Source organism: Halobacterium yunchengense (assembly GCF_037031165.1).
Classification (GTDB): domain Archaea; phylum Halobacteriota; class Halobacteria; order Halobacteriales; family Halobacteriaceae; genus Halobacterium; species Halobacterium yunchengense.
The window spans coordinates 896,327-910,623 of sequence record NZ_JAYEZL010000001.1; the positions used below are offsets into that span (position 1 = coordinate 896,327).

The 14,297-nt window shown below is 72.0% G+C and carries 19 protein-coding genes; 12 read left to right on the forward strand and 7 right to left on the reverse strand.

The features are described from left to right. Positions 1–27: 27 nt before the first annotated feature. From U5911_RS04570 to U5911_RS04585, 4 genes are all read right to left on the reverse strand, one after another. The gene (locus tag U5911_RS04570) at positions 28–447 is read right to left on the reverse strand and encodes an iron-sulfur cluster assembly scaffold protein (protein ID WP_336035656.1); all 420 of its coding nucleotides are present in this window, start codon (positions 445–447) and stop codon (positions 28–30) included. 69 nt (positions 448–516) lie between these two features. Then, positions 517–1,761, reverse strand: a complete 1,245-nt coding sequence (locus tag U5911_RS04575) for a cysteine desulfurase (RefSeq protein WP_336035658.1) — start codon at positions 1,759–1,761, stop codon at positions 517–519. Positions 1,762–1,855: 94 nt separating this feature from the next. After that, on the reverse strand, positions 1,856–2,146 hold the full coding sequence (locus U5911_RS04580) for a DUF424 domain-containing protein (RefSeq protein WP_336035660.1): 291 nt from the start codon (positions 2,144–2,146) through the stop codon (positions 1,856–1,858). Continuing rightward, positions 2,147–2,908: a tetratricopeptide repeat protein gene (locus tag U5911_RS04585; protein ID WP_336035662.1), complete on the reverse strand. Its 762-nt coding sequence runs from the start codon at positions 2,906–2,908 to the stop codon at positions 2,147–2,149. Between the two features lie 54 nt (positions 2,909–2,962). Between U5911_RS04585 and thpR the strand changes: the two genes are divergently transcribed. The 6 genes from thpR to ftsY all read left to right on the forward strand — a co-directional run bounded on the left by thpR (position 2,963) and on the right by ftsY (position 6,541). After that, positions 2,963–3,520 (forward strand): RNA 2',3'-cyclic phosphodiesterase, encoded by a 558-nt coding sequence (gene thpR, locus U5911_RS04590; RefSeq protein ID WP_336035663.1) that lies wholly within the window; start codon positions 2,963–2,965, stop codon positions 3,518–3,520. 124 nt (positions 3,521–3,644) lie between these two features. Continuing rightward, a complete protein-coding gene (locus U5911_RS04595) occupies positions 3,645–3,797 on the forward strand; it encodes a 50S ribosomal protein L39e (RefSeq protein ID WP_059057931.1) in 153 nt (50 codons plus the stop codon). After that, positions 3,797–4,075: a 50S ribosomal protein L31e gene (locus tag U5911_RS04600; RefSeq protein WP_336035666.1), complete on the forward strand. Its 279-nt coding sequence runs from the start codon at positions 3,797–3,799 to the stop codon at positions 4,073–4,075. The genes U5911_RS04595 and U5911_RS04600 overlap by 1 nt, the downstream gene beginning before the upstream one ends. Positions 4,076–4,078: 3 nt before the next feature. Beyond that, positions 4,079–4,744, forward strand: a complete 666-nt coding sequence (locus tag U5911_RS04605; protein WP_336035667.1) for a translation initiation factor IF-6 — start codon at positions 4,079–4,081, stop codon at positions 4,742–4,744. A 197-nt stretch (positions 4,745–4,941) separates the two neighbouring features. Next, complete coding sequence (gene pfdA / locus U5911_RS04610) at positions 4,942–5,415, forward strand: prefoldin subunit alpha (protein ID WP_336035668.1); 474 nt, start codon at positions 4,942–4,944, stop codon at positions 5,413–5,415. A 4-nt stretch (positions 5,416–5,419) separates the two neighbouring features. After that, on the forward strand, positions 5,420–6,541 hold the full coding sequence (ftsY, locus tag U5911_RS04615) for a signal recognition particle-docking protein FtsY (RefSeq protein ID WP_336035670.1): 1,122 nt from the start codon (positions 5,420–5,422) through the stop codon (positions 6,539–6,541). Positions 6,542–6,570: 29 nt separating this feature from the next. Here the strand turns inward: ftsY and U5911_RS04620 are convergent, their stop codons facing one another. Next, positions 6,571–7,002 carry a JAB/MPN domain protein-containing protein gene (locus U5911_RS04620; protein WP_336035672.1) on the reverse strand — a complete coding sequence of 144 codons (432 nt, stop codon included), beginning with the start codon at positions 7,000–7,002 and terminating at the stop codon, positions 6,571–6,573. Positions 7,003–7,195: 193 nt separating this feature from the next. On the opposite strand from U5911_RS04620, the gene U5911_RS04625 reads away from it, so the two are divergent. From U5911_RS04625 to U5911_RS04650, 6 genes are all read left to right on the forward strand, one after another. After that, a complete protein-coding gene (locus U5911_RS04625; RefSeq protein ID WP_336035674.1) occupies positions 7,196–8,584 on the forward strand; it encodes a signal recognition particle protein Srp54 in 1,389 nt (462 codons plus the stop codon). Positions 8,585–8,671: 87 nt separating this feature from the next. Then, entirely contained in the window at positions 8,672–9,598 is a 927-nt protein-coding gene (locus U5911_RS04630) for a hypothetical protein (protein WP_336035676.1), read from the forward strand. A 93-nt stretch (positions 9,599–9,691) separates the two neighbouring features. Further along, on the forward strand, positions 9,692–10,264 hold the full coding sequence (locus tag U5911_RS04635) for a magnesium transporter (RefSeq protein ID WP_336035678.1): 573 nt from the start codon (positions 9,692–9,694) through the stop codon (positions 10,262–10,264). Beyond that, positions 10,265–10,822, forward strand: a complete 558-nt coding sequence (locus tag U5911_RS04640; protein WP_336035680.1) for a magnesium transporter — start codon at positions 10,265–10,267, stop codon at positions 10,820–10,822. It begins immediately after the preceding gene. Between the two features lie 41 nt (positions 10,823–10,863). Beyond that, complete coding sequence (locus tag U5911_RS04645; RefSeq protein WP_336035682.1) at positions 10,864–11,817, forward strand: hypothetical protein; 954 nt, start codon at positions 10,864–10,866, stop codon at positions 11,815–11,817. Positions 11,818–11,917: 100 nt separating this feature from the next. Further along, on the forward strand, positions 11,918–13,171 hold the full coding sequence (locus tag U5911_RS04650; protein WP_336035684.1) for an MgtC/SapB family protein: 1,254 nt from the start codon (positions 11,918–11,920) through the stop codon (positions 13,169–13,171). 21 nt (positions 13,172–13,192) lie between these two features. On the opposite strand, the gene U5911_RS04655 is transcribed toward U5911_RS04650, so the two are convergent. Both U5911_RS04655 and U5911_RS04660 read right to left on the reverse strand, forming a co-directional pair. Continuing rightward, positions 13,193–13,627, reverse strand: a complete 435-nt coding sequence (locus U5911_RS04655) for an RNA-binding domain-containing protein (RefSeq protein ID WP_336035686.1) — start codon at positions 13,625–13,627, stop codon at positions 13,193–13,195. Next, positions 13,620–14,237, reverse strand: coding sequence for an AAA family ATPase (locus tag U5911_RS04660; RefSeq protein WP_336035687.1), 618 nt, complete (start codon positions 14,235–14,237; stop codon positions 13,620–13,622). Before U5911_RS04660 ends, U5911_RS04655 begins: the two co-directional genes overlap by 8 nt. Positions 14,238–14,297: the final 60 nt, after the last annotated feature.

Consider the following 14,297-nt stretch of genomic DNA (forward strand, 5'->3'; position numbering starts at 1 on the left):
GGTCGTGGCCGCCGCGTCCCGCCGCCGTCAGTCCTCGGTGGACGTCCGGTCGACGTCCGCCTCGCCCTCGTAGATCTTCGCGCCGTCCTGGACGACCTTCTCCGCGAGCACCGCGCACTTGATGCGCATCGGCGTCACCTCGACGCCGAGCAGGTCGAGGACGTCCTCGCGGTCCAGGGCCTTCACCTCCTCGAGGGTCATCCCCGGGAGCTCCTGGGTGAGCATGCTCGCGGACGCCTGGCTGATGGCACAGCCCTCGCCGCGGAACGCCACGCGCTCGACGGTCTCGCCGTCCGCGGCGAGTTCCACGTCGAAGGCCAGTTCGTCGCCACAGGAGGGGTTGTAGCCCTCGTGGGTGAACGTGGGGTCCGGCAGCTCACCGGTGTTCCGGGGGTTGCGGTAGTGGTCGAGGATCTGCTGTCGGTACATGTCCGAGCCCATGCTCATGTTGGCTCTCGGTAGGGCGGACGCGCAGAAAAGCGTTCCGCGGCGGGCGAACGCTGCGCTCCGAGACGGCTACGCGAAGATCTCGCGGGCGGCGTCCAGCGAGTCGACGAGCGCGTCCACCTCGTCCACCGTGTTGTAGAGGTAGAAGGACGCGCGGACGCTCGCCGCGACGTCGAGTTTCTGGTGGAGCGGCTGCGTGCAGTGGTCGCCCGCGCGGATGGCGACGCCGTGGTCGTTGAGGATGGACGCGACGTCGTGGGCGTGGATGCCGTCGACGTTGAACGCGACGACGCCGCCGCGGTCGTCCGCGGGCGGCCCGTAGATCTCGACGTCGTCGAACTCGCCGAGGCGCTCGCAGGCGTACTCGGTGAGGCGCTCCTCGTGGGCCTGGATCGCGTCCATGCCGACGTCGTCGAGGTAGTCCGCGGCTTCCGCGAGCGCGATGCCCTGCGCGATGAGCGGCGTGCCGGCCTCGAACTTCCACGGGAGGTCGTTCCACGTCGTCTCCTCGAAGGTCACGCGCTTGATCATGTCGCCGCCGTAGAGGAACGGCTCCATCGCCTCCAGGATCTCCCGCTTGCCGTACAGGCAGCCGATACCCGTCGGGCCCGCCATCTTGTGCCCGGAGAACACGTAGAAGTCCACGTCGAGGTCCTTCACGTCGACGGGGCGGTTCGGCACTGCCTGCGCGCCGTCGCCGAGGATCAGGGCGCCGTTGTCGTGGGCGAGGTCGGCGAGTTCGCGCATCGGCGTGACGGTGCCGAGGACGTTCGACGCGTGCACCATCGACACCATCGCCGCGTCCTCGTCGATGAGTTCGGCGGCGTGGTCCACGTCGAGGTAGCCGTCGTCGTCCACGCGGACGTACCGCACCTCCGCGCCCGTCCGCTCGGCGATCTGCTGCCACGTGACGAACGACGAGTGGTGCTCCATCTCCGAGAGCACCACCGCGTCGCCCTCCTCGAGTTCGTTCAGCCCCCACGCGTACGCCACGAGGTTGATGGCCTCCGTCGTGTTCTTCGTGAAGACCAGCTCCTCGCGGCCGTCCGCGCCCACGAAGTCGGCGAGGCGGTCGTGGGCCTCCTCGTACGCGATCGAGGCCTCCTGGCTCAGCTGGTGGATGCCGCGGTGGACGTTCGCATTGTACCCCCGGTAGTAGTCGCCGAACACCTGAATGACGGACTCCGGCGTCTGCGTGGTCGCCGCGTTGTCGAGGTAGACCAGCGGCGTGCCGTCGCCGACCTCCCGGTCGAGGATGGGGAAGTCCGCCCGGATGGACGCGACGTCCAGCGGGTCCTGTTCGGTTGCTTCCATTGCACGCAGGTAGGGTTCGGGGACACTACTGTTCTTCGGTGGGCCCGGGGACTGCCGGCACCGCGGACGCCGCGGGAACGAGGGGGGAGACCGGCTACAGCCGCACGAACTGGGCGTGGACGGTGCCGTCGAGGTCGAGGACGTTCGCCTCGTCGACGTACCCCTCCTCGACGGCGAGGTCGACCACGTCGACGCCGACGAGGTTCGCGACGTTCGCGCGCGCCAGCGCGTCCCGGACGGCCTCGCGCTCGTGGTGGTCGCCGTCGTAGAACGACTCCTCGACGGTGAACTCGACGTCGCCGTGCTCGAAGGTCTCCCCGAGGACGTCCGGGTCGCAGACGGTGACGAGCAGGCCGCGTTCGGTGTGGCGCTCGGTGACCAGCATCTATCGCTCGCGCTCGACGAGGTCCCGCTCCTGGGCCTCGCGGATGTCCTCGGCCTGCTCGGCGACCGCCTGCGCTTCCTCCTCGCGGCCCAGCGCCTCCAGCGCGCGGCGCTTCTCCTCGTAGACGTCGGCCTGCTGGAACCCCAGGCGGACGGCGTTGTCCAGCGCGTCGAGGGCCTGCTCGTGTCGCTCGCGCTCGTTCTCGATGAACCCGAGGTTGTACCACGCCTGCGGCAGCCGGTCGTCGCTCCGGACGGCTTTCTCCGCGTGGTAGAAGGCCTCCTCGTCCTCGCCGAACTCCCAGAGCGCGTACGCGAGGTTCGTGTGCGCCTCCGCCTCGAAGTCGCCGTCCTCCGCGACGAACAGCGCCTCGCGGTGCGCGCCGACCGCCTCGTCCCACTCCTCGAGTTCGCCGTGCGCGATGCCCTTGTTCACCCACGCCTCCTGTTCGAGGTCCTCGTCGTCAGTGAACCGGGCGGCGCGCTCGAAGGCGTCCGCCGCCTGCTCGTGGCGGTTGATGCCCATGTAGCTGAGGCCGACGTCCACGAGCTCCGAGGCGTCGACGTCGTCGTCGTTGATGGCGCGCTCGTCGAGCGTGTCCGCGACGACCCGGGAGTCCACCGGGTCGACCTCGTCGGGGTCGACGGCGAGTTCCGGCGGGTCGAGGTCGAACCCCTCGTAGGGCTCCTCGAAGCCCTGCCCCTCGGAGAACTCGTGGTCCGCGGGGTCGCGAGCCTGGTCGCGGTCCTCTCGGTCAGTCATACGCCCGGCTAGCGCGGCCGAGAGGTTAAGGGCAACGCACCGGGAACTCGTGGTATGCGGCTGTTCGTCAGCGTCGACCTCCCGGACGACCTCGCCGACGACGTGGCGGCCCTCCAGGAGGAGTTCGCGGCCGCCGGCGGCCTCGACTTCGTGGACCCGGCGCAGGCCCACGTCACCCTGAAGTTCCTCGGCGACGTCGACGGCGACCGCGTCGACGAGCTCGCCGACGGCCTCGACGCGGCGGTCGCGGACAGCGGCGTCGCGCCGTTCGACGCCGAGCTCGCCGGCCTCGGCGTGTTCCCGGACCTCGAGTACGTCTCCGTGCTGTGGCTCGGCGTCGGCGCCGGCAGCGCCGAGCTCTCCCGGCTCCACGACGCCGTCGAGTCGCGGTTCGTGACCGAGCACGGCTTCGACCCCGAGGACCACGAGTTCACGCCCCACGTCACGCTCGCCCGCATGAAACACGCCGGCGGCAAGGAGCTCGTCCAGGAGCTCGTGCGCGAGCGCCACCCCGAAGTCGGGACGGTGCGCGTCTCGGCGGTCCGTCTCACCGAGAGCACGCTCACCGCCGATGGCCCCGAGTACGAGACCGTGCGCGCCGTCGACCTGTAGCCGCGGGCGCACCGAACGCCGTCGCGGAGCGCCCCGGCCCGTGCGCGGCCGTCCCGGCCGTCAGTGCCCGAGCCGACGGCAGAAGAACAAGGTTTTAACGACGGCGGTGGTACCGGCGAACACTATGGGCAAGAAATCGAAGGCGCAGAAGAAGCGACTGGCGAAACTCGAGCGCCAGAACAGCCGCGTCCCGGCGTGGGTCATGATGAAGACGAACCGCGACGTCCAGCGCAACCCGAAGCGCCGCAACTGGCGGCGTAACGACACCGACGAATAATGTCCGCCAGCGACTTCGAGGAGCGCATCGTCACGGTGCCGCTCCGCGACGTGACGAAGGTGCCGAACCACGAGCGCGCCGGCCAGGCGACGACCATCGTCCGCGAACACCTCGCGAAGCAGTTCGCGGTCGACGAGGGCGACGTCCGCCTCGACCCCTCCATCAACGAGGCCGTCTGGGAGCGCGGCCAGAAGAACCCGCCGCGGAAGCTCCGCGTGCACGCCGCGCGCTTCGTCGAAGACGGCGAGACGGTCGTCGAAGCCGAGTACGAAGAGTAAAGCTTGCTTCGCGCTGCCTTCCTCGGGTCTCCGTACGTCGGCGTCTTCGCACGCGCGACCGGCGACTGCGTCCTCGTCCGCCCGGACCTCTCCGAGGACCTCGTTGAGTCGGTCGCCGGGGAACTCGACGTGCCGGCGGTGCCGACGACCGTCGGCGGCTCAGCGACCGTGGGGTCGCTGGTCGCCGGGAACGCCAACGGCCTGCTCGTGAGCGGCCGCATCCGGCAGCGCGAGCGCGACCGCATCCGGGACGCCGTCGACGTGCCCGTCGGCGAGCTGCCGGGCCGCGTGAACGCCGCGGGGAACGTCGTGGTGGCGAACGACACGGGCGCGTACGTCCACAGCGAGCTCTCCCGGGAGGCCGTGCAGGCCGTCGAGGACGCCCTCGACGTCCCCGCCACCAGGGGACGGCTGGCGGGCGTGAACACGGTCGGGACCGCCGCCGTCGCGACGAACAGCGGCGTGCTCTGCCACCCGAAGGCCACGGACAGCGAACTCGACGCGATCGAGGACGCACTCGGCGTCTACGCCGACGTCGGCACCGTGAACTACGGCGCGCCGCTCGTGGGGTCGGGCCTGGTCGCCAACGACAACGGCTACGTCGTCGGCGAGGACACCACCGGCCCGGAGCTCGGCCGCATCGACGACGCGCTGGGCTACATCGACTGACGCGTCGAGACCGACCGGACGCCGCGACGCGGCCCGAACGGAACTGTAGTTTCTCCACTTTTTCCCGCCATTCGATGGTCTTCTCCCAACTACACGCCCGATAGCCTGGTGGAATCCCCAAGGGCGAGCGCTCGCCGCAGGCGCCCGCGAGGGCCTGGATGGGAAGATACTTCCCGCTCGCTCTCGGATTTCGGACCATGAGTCTTGGAGGCGGCGGCGGTCAACAGCAGCTCCAGCAGTTGTCACAGGAAATCCAGGCGCTCGAGGAGGAGAAAGCGGAGCTCGAGGCGGAGGTCGAGGAGCTCCGGGCGGAGAAGACCGAGATCGACGAGGCCCAGGAGGCCCTCGACGTCCTCGAGACCGGCTCGACGGTACAGGTGCCGCTGGGCGGCGACGCGTACGTTCGCGCCGAGGTCGAGGACATCGACGAGGTCGTCGTCGGCCTCGGCGGCGGGTACGCCGCGGAGCAGGACGCCGACGACGCCGCCGACGTGCTCGACGAGAAGCAGGACGCCCTCGACGACCGCATCGACGACGTGCGCTCGGAGATCGCGGAGCTCGAGGAGGAGCAGTCCCAGCTCGAACGGCAGGCCCAGCAGGCCCAACAGCAGATGATGCAACAGCAGATGCAGGCCCAGCAGCAACAGCAGGAGCCGCAGGGCGACGAGTGAGGACATGTTCGACGGGCTGAAGGACAAGCTCTCGAGCTTCCGCGAGGACGCCGAGGAGGTCGCCGAGGAGAACGCGGAAGCGATCGACAGCGACGACGGGGACGCCGCCGAGACCGGAGCGGAAGCCGACGCACCAACAGACGCCGACTCCTCCGCAGCCGCCGACGGGGAGTCCGCGGCCGACGCCGCCGGGGCGGCGGATTCGGACGCGGTCGACGACGAGCCCGAGGCGTCGAGTTCCGGCGGCTTCGTGAGCCGGGCGTCCTCGCTCGCTCGCGGCCGCGTCGTCATCGACGAGGACGACCTCGAGGGGCCGCTCCGCGAGCTGGAGTTCGCGCTCCTGGAGAGCGACGTCGAGATGAGCGTCGCCGAGGAGATCCTCGACCGCATCCGCGAGGACCTCGTCGGCGAGGAGAAGAAGTTCACGCAGTCGACTGGCGCGCTCGTCGAGGCGGCGCTCCGCGACGCGCTGCTGGCGGTCATCGACGTGGACGGCTTCGACCTCGAGGACGCCATCGCCGCGTCGGCGAAGCCCGTGACGGTCGTGTTCACGGGCGTCAACGGCGTCGGGAAGACGACGACCATCGCGAAGCTCGCGAAGCGCCTCGAGGACCAGGGGTACTCGGTCGTGCTGGCGAACGGCGACACCTACCGCGCCGGCGCGAACGAACAGCTCCAGGAGCACGCGGACAACCTCGGGCTGAAGCTCATCAGCCACGAGCAGGGCGGTGACCCGACCGCAGTCGTCTACGACGCCGTCGAGTACGCGAAGGCCAACGACGTCGACGTGGTGCTCGGCGACACGGCGGGCCGCCTGCACACGTCCAGTGACCTCATGCAGCAACTGGAGAAACTCGACCGCGTCGTCGACCCCGACTACACGGTCTTCGTCGACGAGGCGGTCGCCGGCCAGGACGCCGTCAACCGCGCCCGCGAGTTCGACGAGGCGGCGTCCATCGACGGCACCATCCTGACGATGGCCGACGCCGACAGCCAGGGCGGCGCCGCCATCTCCGTGGCGCACGTCACCGGGAAGCCCATCCTGTTTTTGGGCACCGGCCAGGGGTACGACGACCTCCAGAAGTTCGACCCCGAGGGCCTGGTCGACGACCTGCTCGCGGACTGACCGCCCGGTTCGTCTCGACTCCTCGCGGCCTACACCGGCGTGTCCGGCTGTTCGGCTTCCGCGTCGACGAGCACGAGGTCCAGCCGCGTCCCGTTCCGGTCGTACGCGCGGACGTCCGCCGGCGTCCACGGCGGCACGGCGACGAGCACCGTCGCGTGCAGGTCGTCGGTGACGGACACCGAGGGGTCGCAGTCCGGGTGGGAGACGAACCGGCCGGCGGTCTGGCCGGCGGGCGCCGCGAGGTCCATCCCGAAGACGCCCGACAGCGACGCGCCGGCGTCCGGGAAGTAGAAGTCCGAGAGCACGGGCGTCGCCGCGTCGATGCCGCTCAGCGGGCCGTCCGTCGGCTCCAGCTCCCCCGCCGGCGTCGCGGCGAGCCGCACCGACACCGAGTCCGGGTCGGCGTCCGCGGCGAGCTCGCAGAGCACGGACACCAGCGCCCGGGTCGCGTACGTGGACACGCCACCGGCTACGGCGTCGACGCGGTTAGCCGTACCGGCTGTTCTCGCGTCCCGCTCGCGATAGCGTGCTCGCCTCCCGGCGAGCACGCGGCTCGCGCATCGCTGCCGCTCCGCGCTCGCGTAAACCTGCCGGCCTGGCGGCCGGCACGCAGATAAAGGCTCTTACGGGCCGACCGCCTATCGGTTGCCAACAATGGTACTCGACGACCTCGGGAGTTCCCTGCGGGGCACCCTCGACAAGCTCCGCGGGAAGTCCCGCATCTCCGAGGAAGACGTCGACGAGATCGTCAAGGAGATCCAGCGGTCGCTGCTCCAGGCGGACGTCGACGTCAGCCTCGTGATGGACCTCTCGGACTCCATCAAGGAGCGCGCCCTCGAGGAGGAGCCGCCGGGCGGCACGTCCGCGCGCGACCACGTCCTCCGCATCGTCTACGAGGAGCTCGTCGACCTCGTCGGCGACTCCACGGAGATCCCCCTCGAGGAGCAGACCATCATGCTCGCCGGCCTCCAGGGCTCCGGGAAGACGACCACCGCGGCGAAGATGGCGTGGTGGTTCTCGAAGAAGGGCCTGCGACCGGCGGTCATCCAGACGGACACCTTCCGCCCGGGCGCCTACGACCAGGCCCGGCAGATGGCCGAGCGCGCCGAGGTGGAGTTCTACGGCGACCCCGACGAGGACGACCCCGTGAAGATCGCACGGGAGGGCCTCGAGGCCACCGCGGACGCCGACGTCCACATCGTCGACACCGCCGGCCGGCACGCCCTCGAGGACGACCTCATCAGCGAGATCGAGGAGATCGAGGCCGAGGTCCAGCCGGACCGCAGCCTGCTCGTGCTGGACGCCGCCATCGGCCAGGGCGCGAAAGACCAGGCCCGCGAGTTCGACGACGCGGTCGGCATCGACGGCGTCGCCATCACGAAACTCGACGGCACCGCGAAGGGCGGCGGGGCGCTGACGGCCGTCGACGAGACGGGCTCGACCATCGCGTTCCTCGGGACCGGCGAGACCGTCCAGGACATCGAGCGCTTCGAGCCCGACAGCTTCATCTCGCGGCTGCTCGGCATGGGCGACCTCAAGCAGCTCACCGAGCGCGTCGAGCGCGCGATGGAGGAGACCCAGGCCGAGGAGGACGACTGGGACCCCGAGGACCTGATGAAGGGGGAGTTCACGCTGAAGGACATGCGCAAGCAGATGAAGGCCATGGACAACATGGGCCCCCTCGACCAGGTGATGGACATGATCCCGGGGATGGGCGGCGGCCTCATGGACCAGCTGCCCGACGACGCGATGGACGTCACCCAGGAGCGCATGCGGAACTTCGACGTCATCATGGACTCGATGACCGAGGCGGAACTGGAGAACCCGCGCTCGATCGGCGCCTCGCAGGTGCGCCGCATCGCGCGGGGCTCGGGGAAGAGCGAGGACACCATCCGCGAGCTGCTCGACCAGCACAAGATGATGGCGCGGACGATGAAGCAGTTCCAGGGGATGGGCGACGGCGACATGCAGCGCATGATGAAGAAGATGCAACAGCAGGGCGGTGGCGGCGGCGGTGGCGGCGGCTTCGGCGGGATGTTCTGACGGCCGCCTCCGAGCGGCCGACCTGGCGGGACGGCAGTTCGGCCGACCAGTACAGTTTTCCTGCTGCTCGCGGAACCCGGGTGCAGCATGCGGGGCGGCGCGCGTGGGTCGGCCGTCGGTCGCGTCCGGCGAGCGGCGCGCGTGCCCGCCGACAGCGTCCCGGACGAGTACCCGTGGCGCGTCGACGCGCGGGACGCGCTCGCGCTCGAGGTCGCCCTCGGTGACGGCGCGGCGGCCGACGGCGGCGACGCCGAGGCCGTGCCTGCGTTCGAGACGTGGCCGAGCGGTGGCCACGCCGGGAGTCGCGTCGCGCGCCTGCTCGACGCTGCGGCGGACGGCGCGACCGACCCGGCCGCGCTCGCCGGCGAGCGCGTCGTCCTCGAGGCCCGGGACGGCCACTACCGCGTGGACGTGGCGGCGACGCGCGGGGACCGCGAGCGGGCCGCCGCGGCGAGCGCGGACGCGCACTCGCTGACCGAGGTCGCCGTCGCGGTCGGCGCGCTCGCCGGCTTCGCCGGCGGGTTCCTCGCGATCGCCTGGTCGCTGGCCGCCGGTTCGGTGGCGCTGGCCGCCGCCGCGGCGACGCTCGCCGCCTCCCTCGGCGTGGACGCACGCCACACCGCGGGCGAGTCCTGGCGGCCGCGCGCGACGGCGTGGGCGGCCGGCGGCGCCGTCCCGGTCGTGAACGTCGCAGTGGGCGTCGCGTACCTCGTCAGGAAGGCCGTCGCTGTCAGCGACCCCGACCACGCGGACCGCGTCTGGCGGGACGTCCTCGTCGCCGACGCCGCGCTGTTCGCCGTCGCGCTCGCGGCCGCCGCGGTCGGCCCCCTGTCCGCCGCGGCGGTGGCGGTGTTCGCGCACGCGTGGGTGCTCGCGCCGGTCGCCGTGCTGCTGGACGGCCGGTCGGCGCGCCACGAGCGCGGCCCCCCGAACCGCCTCGCGTGGGTGGCGGGCGCCGCGGTGCTCGGCGGCGCCGGCGCGCTCGTCTACCTCCTGCGGACCGACGGCGTCTGAACGCCTCGGCGGCCTCGCGAGCGTGACGGCCGCGCGGCCGGCGCGAGACGGCCGCCGGCGGGTTTTTTCCCGGGCGCACTCGTGAACTCGCGCATGTCCATCCGCGGGGTCGCCGTCGGCGCCTACCGGGAGGCCGTGCCCGCGCTGGCCGCGAGCGTCGTCGGCGGCCTGTTCGCGGGCGTCGTGCTCGGCGGGATGCGCGCGGAACTCCGCGCCGTCGACGGACTGCTCGTGCTCGTGCCGGCGCTGCTGGCGACCCGGGGGAACGTCTACGGCGCGTTCGGCGCGCGCCTCGCCACCGGCCTCCACCAGGGGGTCGTCGAGCCGCGCGTCGCGGTCGGCGACCGGCGGCTGCGAGCGGCGGTGGCGGCGGCGACGGCGAACGGCCTGCTCGCGAGCGTGTTCGCCGCCGTCGTCGCGTTCGGCGTGCTCGCCGCCCTCGGCCGGCCCGTCGCCGGCGTCTGGACGCTCGTCGGCGTCGCGTTCGTCGCCGGCCTGCTCTCCGGGCTCGCGCTCACCGCGGCCGTCCTCCTGGTCGTCTTCGAGGGGTTCCGGCGCGGCCGCAACCCCGACACGCTCGTCGGCCCGCTCGTGACGACCACGGGGGACGTGTTCGGCGTGGCGTTCCTGCTGCTGGCGGTGCGGCTGGTCGCGGGGGGCGCGTGAATGCGCCGCGAGTGGACCGTCGCCGCCATCACGCGCGCCACGCTGCCCGTGCTGCTCGCGCTCACCGTCGTCGAGGTCGGGAGCGGCCTCGTGCTCGGGTCCTTCGAGGCGACGCTGCTGCGGTACCCGTCGCTGCTCGTGCTGGTCCCCGTCACCGTCGGCACGGCCGGCAACCTCGGCAGCATCCTGGCGTCTCGGCTGTCGACGTCGTTCCACCTCGGCACGCTCTCGTTCGACCCGCGCGACGACGAGCTCGCCGGGAACACCGCCGCCACCGTCGCGCTCGCGCTGTCGCTGTTCCCGCTCGTCGGCGCGGGCGCGTGGGCGCTCACCGCGCTCACGGCGGGCGCGGCGCTCTCGCTGCCCACCGTCGTCGCCGTGGCGTTCGCGTCCGGCGCCGCGCTCGCGGTGCTCGCCGTCGCCGTCACGCTCGCCGCGACGTACGCCGCCTACCGGTTCGAACTCGACCCCGACGACGTCGTGATCCCCGTCGTCACGAACGTCTGCGACGTGCTCGGCGTGGTCGTCCTGTTCGCCGCCGTCCAGGTGCTCGTGTAGCGGACCGACAGCGATAATCCGCGCGGCGACCAACGCCCGCCGTGCAACTCCCGGCCCTGCTCGCGGACGTCCTCCCGCGCGTCGCCGTCGTCGCCGCCGCCATCGCGGTCGGCCTCACGCTCGCGAACCTCGCGGTGGCGTTCGGCGCGGTGCGCTACGTCGCCGGCCTCGCGCGCCCCCTCACGGGGCCCGCGAACCTCCCCGACGAGGTCGGCACCGCGATCCTCGCGACGACGGCGTCGCCCACGGCGGGCTACGGCATGCTCAAGGAGTACCGGGACGCCGGCGTGCTCGACGACCGCGCGACTCTCGTCGCCGTCACCATCAACACGTTCTTCGGGTTCGTCCAGCACATCTTCACGTTCTACGCGCCCGTCCTGATCCCGATTCTCGGCCTCAAGGTGGGGCTCATGTACGTCGGCGCGCGAGCCGCCGTCAGCCTCGCCATCACGCTCGCCGGCGTCGCGGCGGGCGCGCTCGTCCTCTCCGAGCGCAACGTCGGGTCGCCAGCGGACGCCGACGTTGACCTGCCCGGCGGCGACGACCGGCCGCGCCGCGAGGCCGTCCGTGACGCGCTCGCGAAGACCGCCGGAAAGCTGCGGACGCTCGTGCCGCGGCTCGCGGTCGTCTACGCGCTCGTCGTCTACCTCACCACGCGCTACGACGTCACCGAGTACACGGCCTTCGCGCGACCCATCACGGACGCGGTGGGGCTGCCCTCCGCGAGCGTGCCGGCCGTGGCGACGTTCGCCGTCGACACGACCACGGGCGCCATCTTCGTCGCCCCCCAGATCCCCGGGACGTTCACGTCCCGGCAGGCCGTCGCGACGATGCTCGTCGGCGGTATCGTCTCGTTCGCCGTCTCCACGTTCAAGCGCTCGATCCCCTTCCAGTACGGCATCTGGGGCGCGCGCTTCGGGTCGAAGGTCATCGCGGTCAACGTCGCCGCGAAGGTCGCGTTCATCGGCGCCGCCGTCGTCCTGCTGCTCGCGTGACCGCGGCGACCAGCGGCGACGGCCGCGGTGGTTCGACACCCGCGTTTAAGTCCGCCAGCGGAGTAACGACGGACGAGATGCCAGGGACGGGTGCGAGGCGATGACCGGACTGGACGCCGCGCCACTGAGCGACGTCCTCCTCCGGCTGCTCGTCGCGGTCGCGCTCGGCGCGCTCGTCGGCCTCGAACGCGAGCACAGCGAGTCCGGCGGGTCGTTCGCCGGGAGCAGGACGTTCCCCCTGTTCGCGCTCTACGGGGCGCTCGTCGCCGCGTTCTTCCCGGAGGCGCTCCCGGTGGCGCTCGCCGTGCTCGTCGTCCCGCTCACGGCCGCGTACGCCGCGAAGGTCTGGTTCGAGCGGGACATCGGCCTGACGACGCTCACGGCCGCGCTCGTCACCACCGTGCTGGGCGCGGCGACGATGCACTCCTGGCGTGGCGTCCTGGTCGCCGTCGTCGTCGGCGGCGCAGTCACCGTGTTGCTGTCCGCGAAAGACCCCGTCCACGAGTTCGTCGACCAGATCGACGAGACGGAGCGCCGGGCGTCCGCGAAGTTCGTCCTCGTCGTCCTCGTCGTCCTGCCGGCGCTCCCGGACCGGTCGCTGCCCGCCCTCTACGGCCTCAACCCCCGGTTCGTCTGGCTGATGGTCGTCTTCGTCACGGGCCTGGGGTTCGCCGCGTACCTGCTCGGCCGCGTGCTCGGCCCGGAGCGCGGCATCGCGGTCACCGGCGTCGTCGGCGGGTTCGTCTCCTCGACGGCGACGACCGTCTCGATGGCCGAGAAGGCCACCCAGAACCCGGCGCTCCACCACGTCTGCGCGTTCGCGGTCGTCACGGCCTCCATCGTGATGTTCCCCCGGGCGCTCGTCGAGGTCGCCGTCGTCAACCCGCGGCTCGCGCCGAGCGTCGCGGTCCCGCTGGGCGCGATGACCGTCGTCGGCGCGGCCGCGGCCGTCGCGCTGTACTGGCGGTCGGCGACCGACGAGGCCGTCGAGGTCGAGGAGGTGAAGAACCCGTTCCGGCTGCGGCCGGCGCTCGCCTTCGGGGCCGTGTTCGCCGCCGTCCTGCTGGTCTCGGAGTCCGCCAACGAGTGGTTCGGCGCGTCCGGCGTGTACGCGACCGCGTTCGTCTCCGGGCTCGCGGACGTCGACGCGATGACCATCACGCTGAGCCGCCTGGCGGCGGAGGGCGCGGTGTCGCGGTCGGTCGCGACGACCGGCATCGTCGTCGCGGCCATCTCGAACACGTTCGTGAAGGTCGCGCTGGCGTGGCTGCTCGGCACTCGGCGGCTCGGGTGGCTGGTGACGGTCGTGCTCGGCGCCGTGGTCGCCAGCGGCGTCGTGCTCCTCGCAGTGTGACGCCGCGCGCGACGGCGCGGACTACTCGGGCGGGTCGACCGGCTGGCCGTCCTCGGTCTCGGGCGCGAGGTAGTCGATGAACGACTCGACGCCCGGCTCCCGGACCCGCACGTCGACGTGGACGTCGCCGAGTTCGTCGGGGCTCCCCACGGAGAAGTTCACCTTCCCCTCGTAGGCGGCCTGCTTCTTCAGGTCGAAGCTGAAGCCGTCGGCGGTCGCGTTCCGCAGGAACTCCGTGCGCGCCGTATCGAGGATGCGCTGCTCGAACAGCTGTTCGCGGAGCGTCTCGACGTCGTGGGCCGTCGCGGTCACGCGGCTGCCGTGCGTCTCCACCGCGGCGGACGGGAAGAGGCCGGTCACCGCGTCGACGACGCGGTCGGTGACCTCGGTCGGCCGCACGGGCGCCGAGATCTCGACGTCGACGCTGTAGACGACGCCGCGTCCGTCGTCACTCACGGGTCGACGCCTCCGTTCCGGCGTCCGCGGTCCCGGGTCCGCCGTCCCCGCCGCCGCAGTCGTCGGCGTCGCGGGCGTCCGCGAGGAGGTCGGCGACGCGCTCGTGGAACGCCTCGAGGCTGCCCGCGTTCTCGATGCGGACGTCGGCCTCCGCGATGGCGTCCTCCATGCCGAAGCCCCGCTCGCGTTCCTCGCGGTCCGCGAGGGACTCCCCCTCGACGTCGCCCGGGCGGCCGCGCCCCTCGATGCGCTCGCGCCGGAGGTCGTAGGGCGCGTGCACTTCCACGAGCGTGAACGCGCCGTCGAACGCCTCGCGGAACGCCTCGACCTCGACGCCCGACCGGATGCCGTCGACGAGCACGACGTCGCTGTCCGCGAGGTGGTCGCGGATGACCGGCAGCGACCGCTCTGCGATGGCGCCCGGGCCGTTCTCCTCGCGGAGCGCCTGCGCGATGCGGCCGTGGTGCTCGGCGGGGTCGAGCCCGCGGTCCCGGCACTCCTGCCGGATGACGTCGCCCATGACGACGACCGGGACGCCGAGTTCCCTGGCGACGGCGGCGGCCTCGCTCTTGCCGCTGCCCGGCATCCCCACGGTACCGATGACTCTCATTGCTAGGGGGGAGGCGACGGCGCTACGTGTGTGCTTCGACTTCCACGCGGCGCCACAGCC